General features: G+C 75.2%; 15 protein-coding genes and 1 pseudogene. 8 read left to right on the plus strand and 8 right to left on the minus strand.

Annotated elements, in window-relative coordinates; all coding sequences use genetic code 11:
• Window positions 1-20: 20 nt before the first annotated feature.
• The 5 genes from D476_RS0112195 (at window position 21) to D476_RS0112215 (ending at window position 5,157) form a co-directional block, all read left to right on the plus strand.
• Window positions 21-365: a sarcosine oxidase subunit delta gene (locus tag D476_RS0112195; RefSeq protein ID WP_017624228.1), complete on the plus strand. Its 345-nt coding sequence runs from the start codon at window positions 21-23 to the stop codon at window positions 363-365.
• The gene (locus D476_RS0112200; protein ID WP_017624229.1) at window positions 362-571 is read left to right on the plus strand and encodes a hypothetical protein; all 210 of its coding nucleotides are present in this window, start codon (window positions 362-364) and stop codon (window positions 569-571) included. The genes D476_RS0112195 and D476_RS0112200 overlap by 4 nt, the downstream gene beginning before the upstream one ends.
• A complete protein-coding gene (locus D476_RS0112205; protein ID WP_017624230.1) occupies window positions 568-3,504 on the plus strand; it encodes a glycine cleavage T C-terminal barrel domain-containing protein in 2,937 nt (978 codons plus the stop codon). The genes D476_RS0112200 and D476_RS0112205 overlap by 4 nt, the downstream gene beginning before the upstream one ends.
• The gene (locus D476_RS0112210; RefSeq protein WP_017624231.1) at window positions 3,497-4,120 is read left to right on the plus strand and encodes a sarcosine oxidase subunit gamma; all 624 of its coding nucleotides are present in this window, start codon (window positions 3,497-3,499) and stop codon (window positions 4,118-4,120) included. Before D476_RS0112205 ends, D476_RS0112210 begins: the two co-directional genes overlap by 8 nt.
• Before the next feature lie 284 nt (window positions 4,121-4,404).
• Window positions 4,405-5,157 carry an IclR family transcriptional regulator gene (locus D476_RS0112215; protein WP_017624232.1) on the plus strand — a complete coding sequence of 251 codons (753 nt, stop codon included), beginning with the start codon at window positions 4,405-4,407 and terminating at the stop codon, window positions 5,155-5,157.
• A gap of 415 nt (window positions 5,158-5,572) precedes the next feature.
• Here D476_RS0112215 and D476_RS0112225 read toward each other — a convergent pair whose 3' ends face one another.
• The gene (locus D476_RS0112225) at window positions 5,573-6,109 is read right to left on the minus strand and encodes a gluconokinase (protein WP_017624234.1); all 537 of its coding nucleotides are present in this window, start codon (window positions 6,107-6,109) and stop codon (window positions 5,573-5,575) included.
• Between the two features lie 155 nt (window positions 6,110-6,264).
• On the opposite strand from D476_RS0112225, the gene D476_RS0112230 reads away from it, so the two are divergent.
• A complete protein-coding gene (locus D476_RS0112230) occupies window positions 6,265-7,050 on the plus strand; it encodes a FadR/GntR family transcriptional regulator (RefSeq protein ID WP_017624235.1) in 786 nt (261 codons plus the stop codon).
• On the opposite strand, the gene D476_RS0112235 is transcribed toward D476_RS0112230, so the two are convergent.
• Window positions 7,034-8,455, minus strand: a complete 1,422-nt coding sequence (locus tag D476_RS0112235) for a GntP family permease (protein ID WP_017624236.1) — start codon at window positions 8,453-8,455, stop codon at window positions 7,034-7,036. The genes D476_RS0112230 and D476_RS0112235 overlap by 17 nt on opposite strands.
• Window positions 8,456-9,111: 656 nt before the next feature.
• Here D476_RS0112235 and manA point away from each other — a divergent pair.
• The gene (manA, locus tag D476_RS0112240) at window positions 9,112-10,290 is read left to right on the plus strand and encodes a mannose-6-phosphate isomerase, class I (protein WP_017624237.1); all 1,179 of its coding nucleotides are present in this window, start codon (window positions 9,112-9,114) and stop codon (window positions 10,288-10,290) included.
• A 346-nt stretch (window positions 10,291-10,636) separates the two neighbouring features.
• Here manA and D476_RS0112245 read toward each other — a convergent pair whose 3' ends face one another.
• From D476_RS0112245 to D476_RS0112265, 5 genes are all read right to left on the minus strand, one after another.
• Window positions 10,637-12,022 carry an HNH endonuclease signature motif containing protein gene (locus tag D476_RS0112245; protein WP_017624238.1) on the minus strand — a complete coding sequence of 462 codons (1,386 nt, stop codon included), beginning with the start codon at window positions 12,020-12,022 and terminating at the stop codon, window positions 10,637-10,639.
• Window positions 12,023-12,164: 142 nt separating this feature from the next.
• Window positions 12,165-12,857: a hypothetical protein gene (locus D476_RS37015; RefSeq protein WP_239648684.1), complete on the minus strand. Its 693-nt coding sequence runs from the start codon at window positions 12,855-12,857 to the stop codon at window positions 12,165-12,167.
• On the minus strand, window positions 12,844-14,457 hold the full coding sequence (locus tag D476_RS0112255) for a VWA domain-containing protein (protein ID WP_017624240.1): 1,614 nt from the start codon (window positions 14,455-14,457) through the stop codon (window positions 12,844-12,846). Before D476_RS0112255 ends, D476_RS37015 begins: the two co-directional genes overlap by 14 nt.
• A complete protein-coding gene (locus D476_RS0112260; protein ID WP_017624241.1) occupies window positions 14,457-15,629 on the minus strand; it encodes a toxic anion resistance protein in 1,173 nt (390 codons plus the stop codon). The genes D476_RS0112255 and D476_RS0112260 overlap by 1 nt, the downstream gene beginning before the upstream one ends.
• Window positions 15,630-15,830: 201 nt before the next feature.
• On the minus strand, window positions 15,831-17,054 hold the full coding sequence (locus D476_RS0112265) for a hypothetical protein (protein WP_017624242.1): 1,224 nt from the start codon (window positions 17,052-17,054) through the stop codon (window positions 15,831-15,833).
• Between the two features lie 290 nt (window positions 17,055-17,344).
• Here D476_RS0112265 and D476_RS33070 point away from each other — a divergent pair.
• Window positions 17,345-17,715, plus strand: a pseudogene (locus tag D476_RS33070) (FKBP-type peptidyl-prolyl cis-trans isomerase).
• Between the two features lie 64 nt (window positions 17,716-17,779).
• Here D476_RS33070 and D476_RS0112275 read toward each other — a convergent pair.
• Window positions 17,780-18,955 (minus strand): acyl-CoA dehydrogenase family protein, encoded by a 1,176-nt coding sequence (locus tag D476_RS0112275; RefSeq protein WP_017624243.1) that lies wholly within the window; start codon window positions 18,953-18,955, stop codon window positions 17,780-17,782.
• Window positions 18,956-19,093: the final 138 nt, after the last annotated feature.

Genomic DNA, 19,093 nt, shown 5'->3' on the forward strand with positions numbered 1-19,093 from the left:
CGGCAGGGAGGCCGACCGCGATGCTCCTCATCCCGTGCCCGTGGTGCGGACCGCGCGACGAGCGCGAGTTCCGGTACGGCGGGCAGGCGCACATCGCCTACCCGGCCGACCCGGAGGCGCTCGACGACGGGGCCTGGGCCGACTACCTGTTCGTGCGCGACAACCCGGCGGGGCCCTACGCCGAGCGCTGGTTCCACGCCTCGGGCTGTCGAAGCTGGTGCGACGTGGAGCGTGACACCGTCGACTACACGGTCACCGGTTCGTGCCCGACCGGCGCGCACCCGGCGGCCGGACCGGACGAGGGGCCGTGCGTGTCGCCGTACTGCGTGCGCAGGGCCGTCCCCAGCACAGGAGGCACACGATGAGCTGGTGCGGGACAGGGGCCGAGGCCGCCGCGGGATACCTTGCGCGCCGCGAGTGGTGCGGAATCCCGGACCTGGAGGAGAACCCGCCCGAGGCGATCCTGGGGAAGAGGCGGCCGGGCACGGACAGGGCCGCCGAGAGCGGAGGCCCCGCCCAGCGCATCCGCGACCGCCGCAGGCGCCGCGGCGCGGAGGAGGACCGGCGATGACCGGCCGCCGGACCGGGGCCGGGCCGGTCCCCGACACCTGGATCCTCTTCGACGGCGGGGAGGTCCCCGCCGTCGCCGGGGAGCCCGTCTCCGCCGCCCTGCTGGCGGCCGGGGTGCGCACCGTCTGCCGCGGGATCCGCACCGGGCGCCCGCGCGGCGTCGTGGGCATCGGCACCGGGGAGCCCGGCGCCCAGGTCCGCACCGAGGGGCCCGACCCGCGCCCGATGGCCCCCGCCACCCGCGTGGAGGCCCGCGAGGGCCTGCGCGTGTCCGGCCTCGCCGGGTACGGCCGCCTGCCCGAGCAGGCGCCCGCCCGGGGCGGCGACGCCCGATGGGCCCACTGCGACGTCCTCGTCGTCGGCGCGGGCCCCGCCGGTATCGCCGCCGCCGACGCCGCCCGCGCCGAAGGGGCGCGCGTCATCATCGCCGACGAGGCCCCCGAGCCCGGCGGCGACGCCCGCGGCGGCGGCCGCGACGCCTGGGCCGCCGCCACCTGGCGGGCCCTGGCCCGGGCCCCCGACGTCCGCGCCCTCGCGCGCACCACCGTCACCGGCCACTACGACCACGGCGAGCACGCCGCCCTGGAGCGGCGGGGCCGCGACGACCTGCTCTGGCGCATCCGCGCCCGGCGCACCGTGCTGGCCACGGGCTCCACCGAGCGCCCCTTCGCCTTCCAGGACGACGACCTGCCCGGGGTCATGCTCGCCGGGGCGGCCGCCGCCTACGTGCGCCGCCACGGCGTCCTGCCGGGGGAGCGGGCCGTCGTCGCCGGGTGCCACGACGAGGCGCTGTGGGCCGCCGCCGCCCTGCACGACGGCGGCGCCCGGATCGCGGCGGTCGCCGACGCCCGCCCCCGGACCGGGTCGGCCGCCCGCGAGGCCCTCCGGCGGCGGGGCGTCGAGGTGCGCACCGCGACCTCGGTGCTCCGCGCCGAGGCCGGGGCCGACGGCGGCGTCGCGGCCGCGCTGCTGGCGCCCGTCGGCCCGGACGGCGCCGCCCGCGGCGAGCCCGTCCGCGTTCCCTGCGACCTGCTCGCCGTCTCCGGCGGGCACGACCCGGCCGCGCCGCTCGCCGTCCAGGCGGGCGCCCGCCTGCGCTGGTCCGCCCCGCACGCGGCCTTCCTGCCCGAGGGCCTTCCGCCGACCACCGTGTGCGTCGGCGCGGCGGCGGGCACCCGGGACGCCGGGGCCGCCGAGGAGGAGGGGAGGGCGGCGGGCGCGGCCGCGGCCAGGGCAGCGCTCGGCCCGCCCGTCGCGCCGCCCGACCCGGTGCACACCGGGCCGCTGGGCCCCCTGGCGGGAGCGCCCGTCGGCGGGCTGCCCGACGTCATGCGCTCGCGCGGCGCGTCGGCCCAGGGGCACGGCGGCGAGGGGGTCGGCGGCCCCGCCGCCCCCGCCACCCCGGCGGCCTCCTCCGGCTCCGAGGCCGACGCACCGGCCATGGCTCTGTTCTGCGTCACCGGCCCCGGCACCGACGCGGCGCGGGTCTACGTGGACCTCCAGCGCGACGCCGCACTGTCCGACATCCGCGCCGCGATCGCCGCCGGAATGGACTCCATCGAGCTCATCAAGCGCCACACCACCATCGGCACCGGCCCCGACCAGGGGCGAACCTGCGGCACCGTCGCCTCCGGCATCACGGCGCACCTGCTCGGGCGCACCATGGACGAGGTCGGCGGGACCACGCCCCGCCCCCCGTACGCGCCCGTCCCCTTCACCGCCCTGGCCGGACGCGCGCGCGGGGACCTCATCGACCCGCTGCGCCGGACGCCCATGCAGCCCTGGCACGAGGCGCACGGCGCCGTGTACGAGGACGTCGGGCAATGGCGCCGCGCACGGTACTACCCGCGGGGCCGGGAGGACATGCACGCGGCCGTGCTGCGCGAGTGCACCGCCGCCCGGACCGGGGTCGCCGCCCTGGACGCCTCCACCCTCGGCAAGATCGTCGTCGCCGGGCGCGACGCGGGCACCTTCCTCGACCGCCTCTACACCGGCAACCTCTCGACCCTCAAGCCGGGGCGGTGCCGTTACGGGCTGCTGTGCACCGCCGACGGCATGGTCCTCGACGACGGCGTCATCGCCCGCCTGCCCGACGGGGCGTACCTGGTGAGCACCACCAGCGGCAACGCCGAGACCGTCCTGGACCACATGGAGGAGTGGTCCCAGACCGAGTGGCCGGAGCTGTGCGTGCACGTCTTCAACGCCACCGACGCCTGGGCCGTAGTGAGCCTGGTCGGGCCGCGCTCCCGGGACGTCATGCGGCGCCTGGCCCCCGGAATGGACGTCTCCCAGGAGGCCTTCCGCTTCATGGACCTCAGGGAGGGCGAGGTCGCCGGGGTCCGCGCGCGCGTGCTGCGGGTGAGCTTCACCGGCGAGCTGACCTTCGAGGTCAACGTGCCCTCCTGGTACGGGCTCGCGGTGTGGGAGGCGGCCATGGACGCGGGCGCCGACCTCGGCATCACCCCCTACGGCACCGAGACCATGCACGTGCTCCGGGCCGAGAAGGGCTTCATCGTCGTCGGACACGAGACCGACGGCAGCGTCACCCCCCTGGACCTGGGCATGGACTGGGCCCTCTCGCGCACCAAGGACTTCGTCGGCAAGCGCTCCCTGCGCCGCCCCGACACCGCCCGCGGGGACCGGCCCCAGCTCGTCGGCCTCCTGCCCGAGGACCCCGGGACCGTCCTGGCCGAAGGGGCGCAGCTCATCGGCGGGGCCCCCGGGCCCGGCGCGCCCCGCGCGCGCTCCCAGGGGTGGGTGACCTCCTCCTACGACAGCGCCGCGCTGGGGCGCTCGTTCGCGCTCGGGCTGCTGCGCTCGGGCCGCGCGCGCCACGGCGAGGTGGTGCACGCCGTGCACCTCGACACCGCAGTACCCGTCCGGGTCGCCGACCCGGTGTTCTACGACAGGGAAGGGAGCCGCAAGGATGGCTGAACCCGCTGTCCCGCGCCGGCGCAGTCCGGCCGAGGGCCTCCTGGAGGGCTCGCACCTGAGCGAGCTGTCGTTCCTCGCCCAGGCCGAGCTGCGCGTGGACGCCGAGGAGGCCGACGCGGCCTCCCGCATGGCCGAGCAGTTCCTCGGCTGCCCGCTCCCCGGCCCCGGGCGCGCCACCGGGAACGGCGCTCCCTACGTGCTGTGGAGCGGCCCCGGACGGTACCTGGTCGTGGACTCCGAGGCCACGGGGCGCGGACTGTGCGCGGGGCTCAGCGCGGCGCTGGGCGGCGAGTACGGGCGGCTGTGCGCGGCCGTGGCCGACCTGTCGGCCCAGCGCACCGTGCTGGAGCTGTCCGGCCCGGACGCCGAGGAGGTGCTGGCCCGCGGCTGCCCGATGGACCTGCACCCGCGCGAGTTCGGCGCCGGCTCCTACGCCCAGACGGTCATCGGCAAGGCGGCGGTGGGCCTGCACCGCACCGGCGGGCCCGGCCCGTCGGGCGGGGACGCCACCGCCTTCCGCATCCTCGTGCGCGCCTCGTTCGCGGACTACCTGGCCCGTCTCCTCACCGACGCGGCCGCCGGCGTCCGGAGCGCGCGGGAGGGGGCGGTGGTGTGAAAGGGGGGCGTGGGCAGCCTTGGGAGGCGTTGGGGAGACGGGTGCCGTGGGGAGGCAGAGGGGGCGTGTGAAGCCCGTGCAGAACCTTCTGACCAGGTATGACGCCCTGGCCAGGGCGCCTGTTCCGGGAAGTTCGAGGGCACGGCGTTATCGTGGTGGGCATGGCTTCCAACGACCACCGCGCAGGAAAGAGTCAGACGACGACGGACACGGCACGGTTCGGGCGGGGGTCGGGCGGTGAGGCGGAACCGGCCAGGACCGCGGCCGGGAAGGACGGTGCTCCCGTGCAGTCGGTGGATCGCGCCATCACGGTGCTGGAGATTCTCGCCCAGCACCGCGAGGCCGGAGTGACCGAGATCGCGGCAGAGCTGGGCGTACACAAGTCCACCGCATTCCGACTGGTCGGAGCGTTGGAGCGGCGCGGACTGGTGGAGCAGCCCGGGCTGCGCGGCAAATACCAGCTGGGGTTCGGGATCATCCGCCTGGCCGGCACCATGGCGGCCGGGCTGGACCTGACCCAGCAGAGCCGCCGGGTCTGCGAGGACCTGGCCTCCGACCTGGGGGAGACGGTCAACATCGCAATACCGAGCGGGGACATGGTGGTCAACATCGACCAGGTCCGCGGCTCCTCGGCGGTGGTCAGCCAGAACTGGATCGGGCGGCAGAACCCGCTGCACTCCACGTCCAGCGGCAAGGTGCTGCTGGCCCACATGCGCCCGAGCGACCAGCGCCGCGTGCTGCGCGGACGGCTGGAGGAGCTGACCCCGCAGACCGTGACCGACCCCGAGGAGCTGCGCGCCGAGTTCGAGGAGATCGTCGAGCGCGGCTTCGCCACCGCGACCGAGGAGCTGGAGGTCGGCCTGAACGCCGTGGCCGCTCCGATCCGCGGCCTGACCGGCGAGGTGATCGCCGCCATCAGCGCGTCCGGCCCCTCCTACCGGATGGAGGAGGACAAGCTCGACGCGATCGGCGAGACGGTGGCCAAGGCGGGCATGGAGATCTCCACCCGGATGGGCCACATGGAGACCGCCGGGTGACGGCCCGCACGGTCCCCTCCCCGCCCTCGACCCCGCCCGAATCCCCCGAGCCCCTGCGGACCGCGGCCGCGGCCGCCCCCGACCCCGATTCCGACCCCGCGGACCCTCCCGACACCTAGGGCGTGCCCGGACCGGCGGGCGCCCCGGAGGGAACGGAGCCGATGCGGCCCCGGGGCGCGCCGGTCCCTCCACACGAGCCGTGCGGCGCCGCGCCGCGGATTCCCCGTTCTCCGCGCGCCCGGCGGGCGGCACGGTGCACGACCGGAACAGCGAACGGCGAAGGAGACGCCCGACGGGCGTCTCCTTCGCCGTTTCCGGGCGGGGCGGCGGGCGCCCCGCAGGGTGCATTTCTTTCGAGGGAACGAATCAACGGGCGGGCTCCCGCATCCGGGTGCCGGAACGCCGGAGCCGGTCCTCACCCGGCGCTGTGCGCCGCGGCGTCCCCGTTCTCCGCCAGGGCCGCGCGGACCGCGGCGACCGCCGCCTCCACGATCTCCTCGGGCGGCGGGGCGATGCCGAGCACCGTCCCCTTCTCGTCCGCCTCCAGCGGCTCCAGGGTGGCCTGCTGGGAGTCGAGCAGGCCCGTCGGCATGAAGTGGCCCGCCCGCTCGGACAGGCGCTCGCGGATCAGCGCGACGGGGCCGTCCAGGTGCACGAACCGCACGTCGGGGGCGCCCGAGCGCAGCACGTCCCGGTAGGAGCGCTTCAGCGCCGAGCACGCCATCATGCTGCTGGTGCCCTCCGTCTCGCGCTCGCCGATCCAGGCGGCCAGCGACCGCAGCCAGGGGAGCCGGTCGGCGTCGGCGAGGGCCACGCCCCGCGACATCTTCGCGATGTTCGCCTCGGGATGGAACGCGTCGGCCTCGGCGAAGGGCAGGCCGAGCCGCTCGGCCGCGCGCAGCGCCACCGTGCTCTTGCCGCTCCCCGACACGCCCATGAAGACGAAGTGCATGTACTGTCCCTCCCCGTGAGGCGGCGTTCGGACGCCCGTTCGGTCGCGGGATCCCGAACGCCCCGCTTCAATAGTGTTATCAATAGGGCGGTGCCGTGTGCGACACGCCCCGCCCCCGGCCCGCACAGGGCGGGCCCACCGAGCCGAGGAGCCCGATGAGCCGCGAGTCCGACCACCGCACCCTGCACAACCGCGTGCTCGCGGAGCTGGGCCCGGCGATCGCGGCCGGCCGCTACGGCCCCGACCACGTGTTCACCCTGGACGGGCTGGTCCGCGAGTTCGGCGTCTCGCGCACCGTGGCCCGCGAGGCGGTGCGGGTGCTGGAGTCGATGCGCCTGGTGGTCAGCCGCCCCCGCACCGGGGTGCGGGTGCGCCCGCGCTCGGAGTGGAGCGTCTTCGACCCCCAGCTCATCCGCTGGCGGCTGGCCGGGCCCGGACGCCTGGAGCAGCTCCGCTCGCTGAACGGGCTGCGCGCCGCGGTCGAGCCCCCGGCCGCGGCCGCCGCCGCCCGGCTCGCCTCCGCCGAGGAGCGGGCCGCCCTGGTCGACCTGGAGCGGCGGATGGCCGCCACGGGCCGCCGCGGGGACCTGGAGGGCTTCCTCGAGCTCGACATCGCCTTCCACCGGCGGATCCTGGAGCTGTCCGGCAACGACATGTTCGCCGGGCTGTCCGGGGTGGTGGCCGAGGTGCTGGCCGGGCGCACCGAGCACAGCCTGATGCCGCCCACCCCCCGCCCCGAGGCGCTGTGCCTGCACCGGCACGTGGCCTCGGCGATCGACGGGGGCCTGCCCCAGGTCGCCGAGGCGGCGATGCGCGCGATCGTCGACGAGGTGGTCGAGGCGCTGGAGGGGGGCGGAGGCGCGGACGGCGGGCGGGACCTGGGCCCCGGAGGGACGGACCCCGGGGCCCAGGGGCCGGGCGGCCCTACAGCAGCAGGCTGAGGACCAGGGCGAAGGCGAAGCCCACCACGCCGATCAGGGTCTCCATCACGGTCCAGGTGCGCAGAGTGGTCGCCACGTCCATCCCCAGGAACCGGCCCACCAGCCAGAACCCGGAGTCGTTGACGTGGGAGAGCACGGTGGAGCCGCAGGCGATGGCGATGACGATCAGCGACAGGTCGATCGTGCTCAGGCCCGAGGCCGCCTGCACGGCCGGGGCGACCAGGGCGGCGGTGGTGGTGAGCGCGACGGTCGCCGAGCCCTGGGCCACCCGCAGCGCGGTGGCCACCACGAACGCCGCCACGATCACCGGAAGCCCGGTCGACTCCAGGCTGGAGGCGAGCGCCTCGCCGATGCCGCTGGCGCGCAGCACGCCGCCGAACATGCCGCCGGCGCCGGTGATCAGGATGATCGAGCAGACCGGGCCCAGGGCGGCGTTGACGATCTGCTCCACCCGGTCGCGCGGGTAGCGGCCGCGGCCCAGGACGAACATCGCCACGATGGCGGTGATGAGCAGCGCCACCGGGGTCTGGCCGATGAGGACCATGGCCGTGGCCCAGGTGGCGTCCCCGTCCACCACACCGGCGGTGGCCAGGGTGTCCACGCCGGTGTTGAAGAAGATCAGCACCATCGGCAGCAGCAGGATGCCGAGCACGGTGCCCACGTGCGGCGGGTGGCCGTGTCCGGTGCCGGAGGTGCCGGGGGAGCTGTCCCCGGAGGCGCCCCCGGCGGTGCCGGTGTCGGCGGTGACGTCGGCGGGCACCGGAAGCTCGAAGCGGCGCCCGGCGTACAGGGAGTACAGGTAGCTGCCGATGTACCAGGTCGGGACCGCGAGCACGGTGCCCACCAGCAGGGTGACGCCCATGTGGGCGCCGAGCTGGTCGGTGGCGGTGACCGGGCCCGGGTGCGGGGGCACGAAGGCGTGCATGACGGCGAACGCCCCGGCCGTGGGCAGGGCGTAGAGCAGCACGGAGCCGCCGAGGCGGCGGGCGACGCTGAAGACGATCGGCAGCATGACGATCAGCCCGGCGTCGAAGAAGATCGGGAAGCCGAACAGCAGCGAGGCCACGCCCAGGGCGAGCGGGGCGCGCCTCTCGCCGAACAGCCGGATCAGGCTCTGGGCCAGGACGGCGGCGCCGCCGGTGACCTCCAGCATCCGGCCGATCATCACGCCGAGGCCCACGAGCATGGCCACGCTGGCCAGGGTGCCGCCGAAGCCGTCGAGCATGGTCGGCACGATGTCGGCGAGCGGGATCCGGGTGGCCAGTGCGACGAGCAGGCTGACCAGGGTGAGCGAGACGAAGGCGTGCAGCCGGACCTTGATGACCAGGAAGAGCAGGACGGCGATGGCGGCGGCCGCGATGAGCAGCAGCGGCGCCGTGCCGAGGGTGGGAGCGGTTGTTTCCACAGGTTCCTCCGGACGGAAGAGGGGTGCGCGGCACGTCCGGGTGTGACCCGGGTCGCGTCGTCGGCCAATGGTAATACCAATTGTGAGCCTGTGTGACCACCGGCGTAAGGAAATGTGACCAGGGTGTTTCCGGCCCCGGTGTCCCGGTGCGAACTGGCGGGCGGGGCCGGGCGACGGGGCGAGGCGGGGGAACACGCGCGGCGGAGGCGGGCCGGGCCCGGCCCGGAGCCGTAGCGCCGGTGCGACCCGGCCGGACGGATCCGCCGGATCCGGGCGTGTGGCGTGCCCGACGGAGCCTTGTCCGCGCTCCGGCCGTCGGTGCCAGGGGGCCGGGGAAGGGCAGGGGGCCCGTGCCGGCATTGCCAAGGGCGCGCCGGGGCGCCCGCCGGGATCCTCCGGGTTCCGCGAGGCAGGGGCGCATCCGGCGGTGCGGCCGGGGTGGACATCGGGCAGCGCAAAAGGTAAACCAATCGGTAACTTCGTGTCCGCCTGGCGGGTGGGGCCAGCACCACCGGCACAGGTAGAGCCTGTCGTGCAGACAGGCCGGGCCGCCTCCGCGAGACTGGCTCCGGATCCCCCTCCCCGGCAGGGCGGCGGGATCCGCGGCCGGTCCGACGGCGGCAGCGAAGCGACGGGAACGGGAAGAAGCAGCGCGGATGCACAGGCTGATCAACCAGGTACGCCCCTATGCCTGGGGAGCGCACGAGGCCATACCCCGGCTGCTCGGCACCGAGCCCGACGGCAGCCCCCAGGCCGAACTGTGGATGGGCGCCCCCCCCGCCGCCCCCAGCACCCTGCTCACCGGCGGCGGCGAGCGCACCTTCGACGCGTTCATCGCCGACGCCCCCAAAGAGGTCCTCGGGGAGGACACCGTCGCGCGTTTCGGCGAGCGCCTGCCCTTCCTCCTCAAGGTGCTGGCGGCCGACTCGCCCCTGTCCCTCCAGGCCCACCCCGACGAGTCCCGGGCGCGGGCGGGGTTCGCCGCCGAGGAGGCCGAGGGCATCCCCGTGGACGCCGCGGACCGCAACTACCGCGACCCCTTCCACAAGCCCGAGCTGGTCCTGGCCCTGGAGCCGTTCGAGGCGCTGTGCGGGTTCCGCGACCCCGTGGCGGCGCTCGGAGACCTCGCGGGCATCCGCTGCGAGCTGGCCCGGCGCCTGCGCGCCGACCTCGCCGCCCCCGACCCGCACATCGCCCTGCGCACCGCCATGACGCGCATCCTCACCCTGGACAGCCGCGACCTCGACCAGGGCCTGGCCGAGTTCGTCGAGGAGTGGACCCACCGAGGAGGGGGCACCCACCACTCCACCGTGCTGGACCTGGTGCGCCGCTACCCGGGCGACCCGGGCGCGGTGGCGGCGCTGCTGCTCAACCGGATCACCCTGAGGCCGGGGGAGGCGCTGTTCCTGCCGGCCGGGAACGTCCACGCCTACCTGCGCGGCACCGCCGTGGAGATCATGGCCAGCTCCGACAACGTGCTGCGGGCCGGGCTCACCGCCAAGCACGTCGACGTGCCGGAGCTGCTGGCGGTGGTGGACTTCTCGGTGCTGCCGATCCCCTACTCCCGCCCGGTGGCGGTGGAGGGGCGCAGCGAGTTCCGGCCGGGCGTCGACGAGTTCTCCCTGACCGTGCTGGGACCGGGGGAGATCGGCACCGAGATGCCCGGGGGGTCCCCGTCGATCGTGCTCGCCCTGGACGGAGGGGCGGAGCTGCGCTCGGAATGCGGGGCGCAGGCGAAGCTGGAGCGGGGCCAGTCGGTGTTCGTCCCCGCGAGCAGCGGCGCGGTCCAGGTCGAGGGCGACGGCCACCTGGTGGCGGCGACGGTGGGGTTCTGACCCGGACGCCCGGCGGCCGCCGGAGTGTGAGCGGGGAGGGCGGCGACGAGGAAGGGCGGCGGTCTTTCCGGTAGCGCTGTCGGGTGCCGGGCGTGTGGGGGGTCGCCGTGTTGGGCGGCGACGGCAGAAGCGGGGCGGTTCCCGGGTGCTGTTCTCCGGGTGGCGGGCTCCTCGGGGCAGGGGCCGGCCAGGCGAGGGGCGGGTGGTCGTTCGCGGTCATGGCGCCCGCCGGGATCCGGGCATACCGGACACGGGCGGGTATGTGGCGGTCCGGCGCTGTGAAAAGGACACGTTGGAGCGATGGGGGTGGCAGAGCCGCCACCCTCGATGGGCCCGGGCGGGTGGGCTAGGCGGCTCCGGGTAGGGAGGCGTCTCCGTCGTCCCCGCCCGAGCCCTCGTCCGGGGCCTTGCCGGTGCGGGCCTGGTGGCGGCGGGCCCGGTAGTGGGCCTCCAGGCGGCGCATGTGCTTCTCGCGGTTGTGCCGCCCGCAGAGGAGCTGGGCGTTGGCGGGGGTGGTGGTGCCGCCTTCCCACCATTCGGTGCGGTGGTCGCCCTGGCACCAGCGGGCCGGAACCGAGCACCCGCCCTCCCACTGGCAGGTTCCGGCGGTGGCGCCGAGGGCCTGCAGGAGCGGGGCGGGGAAGGTGCGCCGCGCCCGGCCGATGTCCACCAGCCCTTTGACCGGGTCGGTGACCACCCGGCGCAGCACGCAGTCCGAGGTGAAGGCGCGGGCGGCCGACGGGGGCAGCAGGCGGCCCCGGTCGGTGGTGGCGGGCTCGGCCCCGTCCTGCAGCAGCAGCGCCTCCAGGGGGACCACCAGGTTCACCTGGGGGCGGGACAGCCCCCGCCGCCGCTTCCCAACGGCCTCCCCCTCGTCGGGGCGGGGTGCGGCCAGGGCCGCGGCCGCGTCCGAGCCCTCCGCGGGTGCGGGGACGGGCAGGCCTTCGGCGACCAGGCGGTTCTCGCAGAGCTGGACCAGGGCGTCGAAGCGGCGCTGCTTGGTGGTGCGCCCGTCGCCGGGAGGGGCCGTGTGGTGGTCGAGGGCGGTGCGGATGATCTCCTCGGAGGCCGCATCGCCCCAGGCCTGGAGGGTGAATCCGAAGGTGTTGGTGGTGAACTCGGCGCCCCGGTCGGCGTAGGCGTCCTGGTGGCGCTGCTCGTGCTCCCGGGGGTCGATGCGTTGGGGGAGCTGGTTGCCGATGCGCTTGAGGGCGCGGTCGGCCACCCCCTTCTCGGCGGCGGTGACCATGATGTGCTCGGCCTTGGACCGGTAGTCGGCCGCGTCGGGGTGGCGCTCTGTGCACCGCCCTGCGACGGCCTTCTCCGTCATCTCCATGGTCAGGGCGAGCTGGGCGAAGCCGATCCGCCCCTCCTCGGCCGCCGCGACGGCGCCGGGGTAGTCCTCGAGGTGGTCGGCGACCGTCATGATCGCGGCGGCCTGGGAGGCCGAGCGGCCGTGCTCGCGCAGCAGGCCCGCCACGGTGGTGTGCCCGGACCCGGCCAGGGCGCCGGTGGCGCGGATGCGCGCGGCCAGGCGTGCCAGGGCCAGGTCGAGTGCCCCGAGCCCGGCGGCCAGGACGGCGAGCAGGTCGCAGAGCAGGTGCTGGGCACCTGCGGGGAAGTCCTCGGCAAGGCCCTCTCGGGCGTCGGCGAGCACGCCGGTGAGCCCGGCCTGGATGCGCGCGGCGCGCGATCCGGGCGGAGGCCCGCTGGTGTGCTGCTGGCTTGCCATACCACCAACATTAGAACAGGGGTACGACAGAACGGAGGCGGATCTGGAGCCTGTGGGAAAACTGTGTAACCCCAGGTCAGAGGCGTCAAGATCGTTTTTGGGGCGGGGGTCGGGCAGGAGCCCGACGGGGGAGGGGCGGGCCTCAAGGGGGCGGGTCGCCACCCGACCCACCCGGCTCGTCCGACGATATCGACCGCTCCCGTTCGCGCAGGTAGGTCGTGTGATCGCGCTGGCGGCGGGTGCGCGCCTCCAGCAGGCGTTCGGCCGCCGTGTCGACGGAGGCCTCCAGCAGCGCCAGCTGCGCCCGCAGCTCCTCGGCGGCACCGCTGCCTCCTCCCGCCCTGCGGCCCGCGTCGAACCACCACGGCAGGTTCAGGTACGCCTCCACCGCTTCCGGCAGGTCCGTGCACACCACGCGCTCCAGCTCGTAGGCGGTCTCCGGGTCGGCCTCCACGTCGGATTCCAGCTCCAGCAGGTCCGCGAGCCTGCTCTGCAGGCGCTCGAAGGCCTCGGCCGCGTCTCTGGGCAGGCGTGCCCGGCTCCGCCCCACCTTCTGCGCCAGCCCCTCCAGGTCCCGGCGCAGTTCCCGGGGCGTGCGGCCGACGGCCTCGGCGGCCAGGCGCACCCGCTCCGGCGGCGCGGCCAGCGCCCCCGCCACGTACAGCGCCACCACCGCGAGCGGCCAGAACGGGCCGAGCACCCCGGTGAACGCCAGCGCCACGCCGACGAGCCCGGCCCCCGCGCCGACCAGGTTCCGCGTCGACGCCAGGTAGTCCGTCACACGGCCCGGCGGGCGGCCGCCCTCCCCGGCGCCGCGCACGTCACTGGTACCCACGGATCTCCCGGAAGGCCTCGTCGAGAGAGGCCTCGTCGTCCCCGTGGGCGTCGAAGGCCCGACCGCCGGTGAGGGCGGCCAGGTCCTCCATCTCCTGGGGGTCGGACTCGCCGAACACCACCGGGAAGACCGGCACGCCCCGCAGCCGGCCGGGCAGGCCGGCGTGGGCCTCGGCGAAGCCTTCATAGGACATGCCCGAGTTGATCTCCCCGTCGGTCAACAGGACGATCGAGGTGAAGCCGTCCTCCGCGTCCTCGTCCTCCAGCAGCGCGTAGGCGTCGGCGAGGGCGTTGTACCCGGCCGTCCCGCCCTCCGGGCGCAGGCCGTCGACGTGGTCGCGGATCGACGTGAGCACGCCGTCCGGCTCCTCCTCCGGCACCTCGAATGATTCCGGGTCGTGGACCGACGAGGAGAACGGCAGCACCGTCACCCGCTCACGTCCGTAGAACCGCTGGAAGCGCCCGGAGATCGAGTCGGCGTCGCCGCCGGTCAGGGTGTGCACGGCCGACCGCAGGCCCTCGATGCGCTCCCCGGCCATCGACGACGACACGTCCAGTACGTACACGGTGCGTGCGGGCTTGCGGATGCGGTCGTAGTAGGCGGCGATCAGCGCGTCCGCGGATTCGGCGGTGGCCGGGAAGGGCAGCTCCGGCAGCTCGGGGAAGGCGCCGCGCGCGTCCTCGGGCAGGGCGTCGCGCTCCATGGGCCTGCGGTGGGTGTCGGCCGCGATCTCCCGCTGCACCTGCGGCGACAGCAGGTGTTCCACCAGGGCGTCGTAGTCCGCGGCCGCCCCGTCGGAGGCGGACTCCAGCAGGGACAGCGGGTAGTCGGCGGTGACCGCGCCGTCGGCGGGGTGGACCGGCAGCAGGCCGCCGGGGACCCCGTCGTCCTCCAGCGACATCAGCACCGACTCGTAGTTGATCATCGCGTCCGGGGCGGGGCGGTCGCCCGGGTCGCGCACCCGGTCCGCGTACTCCTCGGCCAGCCACCCCGAGGACCCGGCGGTGAGGGTCTGCCCGGCGAAGAACCCCCGCAGCTCCCCGGTCACGCCGTCGATGTCGGAGGGCTCCAGCGCCGCTCCCGTGTCGGCGAGCGCCGCCGCCACCCCGACCAGGGCGGAGAAGCCGGAGTTGGAGGCGGCGGGGCCGGTCATGGCGTAGTCGAGGTCCCCCTCGTCCACGGCCGCGGCGATGTCGGACCAGGACACGCCCGTGACGGCGCCGTCCGACACCTCCCAGCCCAGCTCCCCGGCCTTGTCCGCGCCCACGCCGAGCACGACCGGCGAGGCCATGACCGGCGTCTCCTGGCGGAGCGCGTCGCGCCCCTCCGGGTACAGGTTCAGGTAGCGGTTGGAGGAGAACCAGACCGCGTCGTAGCGCCCGTCCGTCTCGCCGCCGACCACCTGCTCGACCCCGTCGAGGGTGCCGGTGTACTCCATGGTCACGGTCACGCCGGTCTCCTCGGCTGCCCGCTCCAGCAGCGGCTCCATGTCGGCCAGCTCGCTCCCGGCCAGGACCCGCAGCTCGCCGGAGCCGCCCGTGCCCCCGCCGTTCCAGCACCCGGCGGCGGCCAGCACGACGGCGGGCCGCNCCGCGGCCATCAGCCCTCACCCCCCTCGCGCGTGCGCGAGCGCTCCACGTACCCGGCGGCGTGCTCCAGTTCCCCTCGCAGCGCGTCGACGGTGGCGGCCATGTTCTCCACCGCCCGCTCCTTGAACGTGTCGATGCTGTCGATGGAGGCGTAGATGCTGCGGAACGACGAGCGCAGCGTCTCCACCCCGACCGCCGGGTCGGCGGCGATGCGCTGGATGTCCTGGCTCTGCGCGGACAGCATCTCGGCGTTGGCGGCGATGATGTCCTCGGTGGTGCCGCGCAGCGCGTCCACCTGCTCGACGACCCGCTTCTGCGCCGAGAGCGCCTGTGCCGCGGTGACGGCCACCCGCAGCGCGGAGACGGTGGTGTTCGCCGCCCGGTCCACGCCCTTGATGAGCTCGTCGTTGCCGCGCCGGACCGTGTCCAGGGCCAGGTACCCCTGCACGCACACGGCGAGCTGGGTGAGCAGGTCCTGGTGGCGCTGCCGGATGGGGAACAGCACGTCGGAGCGGAGCCGGGAGGCGGCGTCGGGATCGGCCGCCGCGGCCTCCTCGATGCGCGCGGACGCGGCCTCGTCCAACGCCTCGGCCAGCACCGCGTACTCCTGCAGGCGCCCCATCGTCTCCCAGAGCCGCTGCCGCTCGTTCTGCAGGGCGGCGTTGTCCCTGCGCAGCTCGTCCTGGCCGGACCGCAAGGCCGTGACGATGCGGTTGATGTGCGTGTCGGCGCTCTTGTACTTGTTGACGAAGTCGCGCACCGGCGAGCCGAACGGCAGGAACGACAGCAGTCTCCGGCCGGTGGGCCGCGCCGCGTCCTTGGGGTCGAGGTCCTCCACGGTCCGGCGCAGCTCCAGAAGACCGCGTCCGACCCGTTTCTGCGCGTCGGCGCCCTCGCCCTTGGCGTCGGCCAGCGCGGTCACCGAGCGCTTGAGCATGCGGTTGGCGGCCTGCGCCGACGAGCGCAGCTCGTCCTCGCCGAGGGCGGCGATGTCGGAGGCGCGGGAGGCGAACTCGGGGGAGCGGGGGTCGAGCCCGGCCAGGCCGCTGACGTAGGCCTCGGCGCGGTCACGCAGCTCGGCGCGCTTGGCGTCGTCGACGGGTACCAGCGCCCCGGCGCGCTCGGGGCGCACGGGCTCGACCGGCTCGGGCGGGGTGAGGGGGGTGGTGGGTTCCTCGTTCATTGGTTCACCTTTGCGGAGACTCCCGCGTTGACGTGGGGGCGTGGAGGGCTCTGTGCCGTCGATGCGTCCGGCCGGTGCGAGAACCGGGCTCCGGCCGGGCCCACCGCCGTCCCGCGCCGTTCGTCCGGGGCGGCGAGGGGCTGGGAGACAGGGAAGGTCGACCGGCGAGGGGGGACCCCTCCGTGTGAACTGGGGGAGAGGTCAAGCGGGCTCCGTACTCGGGGCGGGGCGCGACGGGGGCGCGCCCGGCGGGCGGGCGGGGGCGGCCGACCCGTCGCGCGGGTTGCCGGTGTCGCGGCCGTCGGCCCCGTCCCCGCCGGTGTCCGACGCCTCCTCGGCGGGCGCGGGCATGCCGCCGTCGGCGTAGGCGTCCTCCAGCCCGGAGAGCACGGCCTCGACCACTTCGTAGGCGGGCGCGTTCACCACGTCGGACACCTGGGCGCGCACGGGGCGGTCGGCCTCCTCGGCGGCGGTGGCGAACAGCTCGGCGTCGGCGGTGCGGAACCCGTGCTCGGCGGCGAGCCGCTGCAGCTCGGGGGCCTCGGTGAGCAGGCGGCCGACCTCGTCCCCGGCGTCGGTCAGCGGCAGCAGCGTGTGGTTGGAGACGGTCGTGGGCGCGGGGTACATGACGACGGCGCCCTCGGGCAGGCCGGTGCCCGACCCGCGGGTCCCGGCGTACTGGGCCTCGTAGGCCCACAGCAGCGGGGTGTGGCCCGCTCCCAGGGCGGCGTACTGGTCGAAGGGCTGCTTGGAGCTCTCCGGCGGGGCGCCCTGGGCCAGGAAGAGGCGCGCGATGCGCTCGGCGTCCTCCGCGTCGGGCGCCTCCTGCGGCACCTGTTCGCCGTTGAGGAGGTAGGCGACGACGGACAGGTACATGGCCGCGGAGTTGGAGGTGCGCGGGTCGGTGGTGCGGACCAGGACCTCGCTGCGCCCGGCGCCCTCGTAGCCGCCGCCGGGCAGGTCGCGCCAGCGGGTGCGGTCGGCGGTGAGGTCGAGGTAGGCGGCCATGTCGAGGGTCCAGGTGCCGTCGTCCTCCTCGGCGGCGAGACCGGCCCCGCGCAGGGCCTCGGCGACGGGGCGGTGGCTGAGCACGACCATGGGCGAGTAGAAGGGGCGGTACTCGCGCTCGGTGCCGTGCTCGCGCTGGAAGGCCTCGGCGGACGGGTCGCTGCCGGGGAACCCGAAGTCGGCGCCGTCGAGGTCGGCGCGGGCGATGGAGCGCGACCCGCGGGTGCGCACCTCCACCTCGTACCCGAGGTCGGCCAGGCGGTCCACGACCTCGGGGTCGGCGAAGTAGGGGGCCTTCTCCGAGCCGATGACGCCGGTGACGCGCTGGGGCCCGGGCCCGGCGAGGTTCCACGCGACCGCGGCGAGGACGCCTGCCACGAGCAGGCCCGACACCACGAGTGCGGTGATCCGGCGCATGCCCCTCCCGTCGAGGGGGCGCGTGGGCCGCCGCCCCGGCGGCCCGGGGGACCCGCGCTCCCCGTACGCCGAGTCTGGGACCGGGCCCTGTCACGGGGATGGCGCCCCGTTGGCGCGGCGGTGACGGGGGCGTGTCCAAACGCCCGAGAGGCGGGGCTGCGCCGGGGATCCGCGGGTCCGCCCCGCCCGTCCCGGGGCCGGGGCGGGCGCTCCCCGGCGCCCCTGGCGCATCGTGTTCCCCACCGCCACTACGCTGGGGGTCCGTTGCCCGGAACACAGGGGGAGGAACCATGGCGCTGGAGCGTCCCGAGATCGACTTCATCGACGGCCCGCCGCCCGCCGACCTGCAGGTGGAGGACGTCACCATCGGCGAGGGGGCGCAGGCCGGCCACGGCTCCAAGCTCGCCATGCACTACGTGGGCGTCTCCCACTCCAGCGGGGAGGAGTTCGACGCCTCCTGGAACCGCGGGGAGCCGCTGCGCTTCACCCTCGGCGCCGGGCAGGTCATCCCCGGCTGGGACCAGGGCGTGCTGGGCATGCGGGTCGGCGGCCGCCGCAAGCTGGTCATCCCGCCGCACCTGGCCTACGGCAGGCGCGGCGGNGCGTCATCAAGCCGAACGAGACCCTGGTCTTCGTGATCGACCTGGTCGAGGTCGGCTAGTCGGCGAGCGTGCGCGGAGGGGGCCCCTCGGACGAGGGGCCCCCTCCGCCGTGCACGGGCCGCCTCACCCCAGTGAGGAGCCGACCTTCACGCGGCCCGTGAGCAGGTCGCGGGCGATGGTGCGGCGCTGGATCTCGTCGGTGCCCTCGTAGATCCGCAGCAGCCGCAGGTCGCGGTACCAGCGCTCGATGGGCAGCTCGCGCGTGTAGCCCATGCCGCCGTGGATCTGCATGACCCGGTCGACGATCTCATTGGCCTTCTGGCCGCCGTACAGCTTGGCGATGGACTGGGCGTGCCGGGAGTCGGCGCCCGCATCGACCTGCCAGGCGGCCTGCAGGACCAGCAGGCGCAGCGCCTCGGTCTCCACCTGGGAGTCGGCGATCATCCACTGGATCGCCTGCCGGTCGGAGATGGGGGCGCCGAAGGTGGAGCGCTCCTTGGCGTAGCGCAGCGCCATCCCCAGCAGGCGCTCGCAGGCCCCGACCGCACGCGCGGGCAGCAGGTAGCGCCCCTTGCCGATCCACTGCATGGCCAGGCGGAACCCGTTGCCCTCCTCGCCGAGGATGTTGGCGTGCGGGACGCGCACGTCGTCGAAGACGAGGGAGGCGGGGCGGCGCTCGCCCATGGTGTCGATCGGCTCGGACGTCCAGCCCATGTCGCGGTCGACGATGAAGCAGGTGACGCCGCCGTCGGCGCCCTTGTCGGGGTCGGTGACCGCGAAGACGAGCGCGAAGTCGGCCTCGTGGCCGCCGGTGATGAAGGTCTTCTCGCCGTTGATCACCCAGGAGTCGCCGTCGCGCACCGCGCGCGTGCGGATGGCCTTGGCGTCGGACCCGGCGCCCGGCTCGGTGATGGCGAAGCAGGACCTGCGCTCGCCCTCGATGGTGGGCAGCAGGTAGCGCTCGCGCTGCAGCGGGTTGGCGTGGAAGAGGATGTTGTCGGCCTCGCCCCCGAACTTGAAGGTCAGGAAGGTGCGGCCGAGTTCGCACTCGATGATCGCGGCGCTGACGGCGTCCAGGCCCATGCCGCCGTACTCCACGGGGGTCTGCACGCCCCAGAAGTCGGACTTGCGGGCCAGCGCGCGCAGCTCGTCGGACTCGTCGGCGGTGAGCCCGGGGGCGGCCCCGGCCCGCTCCCGGCGCAGCACCTCGTTCTCCCGGGGGATGAGCTCGCGCTCGACGAAGGTGCGGACCCAGTCGCGGACGCCCTTCTGCTCGTCGGTCAGGGCGAAGTCCACCATGCCCGTGCTCCCTTCTGAACCTAACACTGTTCGGTTACTTGACCGTAGACCTCCTCCCCGCGCACCGCAAGGGGGGGAGGGCCGGACGGTCCCGTCGAGGGGCCCACCGGCGGAGCCGTCCACCGGGACGGCTCCGGA

This window comes from Nocardiopsis chromatogenes YIM 90109, from assembly GCF_000341185.1.
Lineage (GTDB): Bacteria > Actinomycetota > Actinomycetes > Streptosporangiales > Streptosporangiaceae > Nocardiopsis_A > Nocardiopsis_A chromatogenes.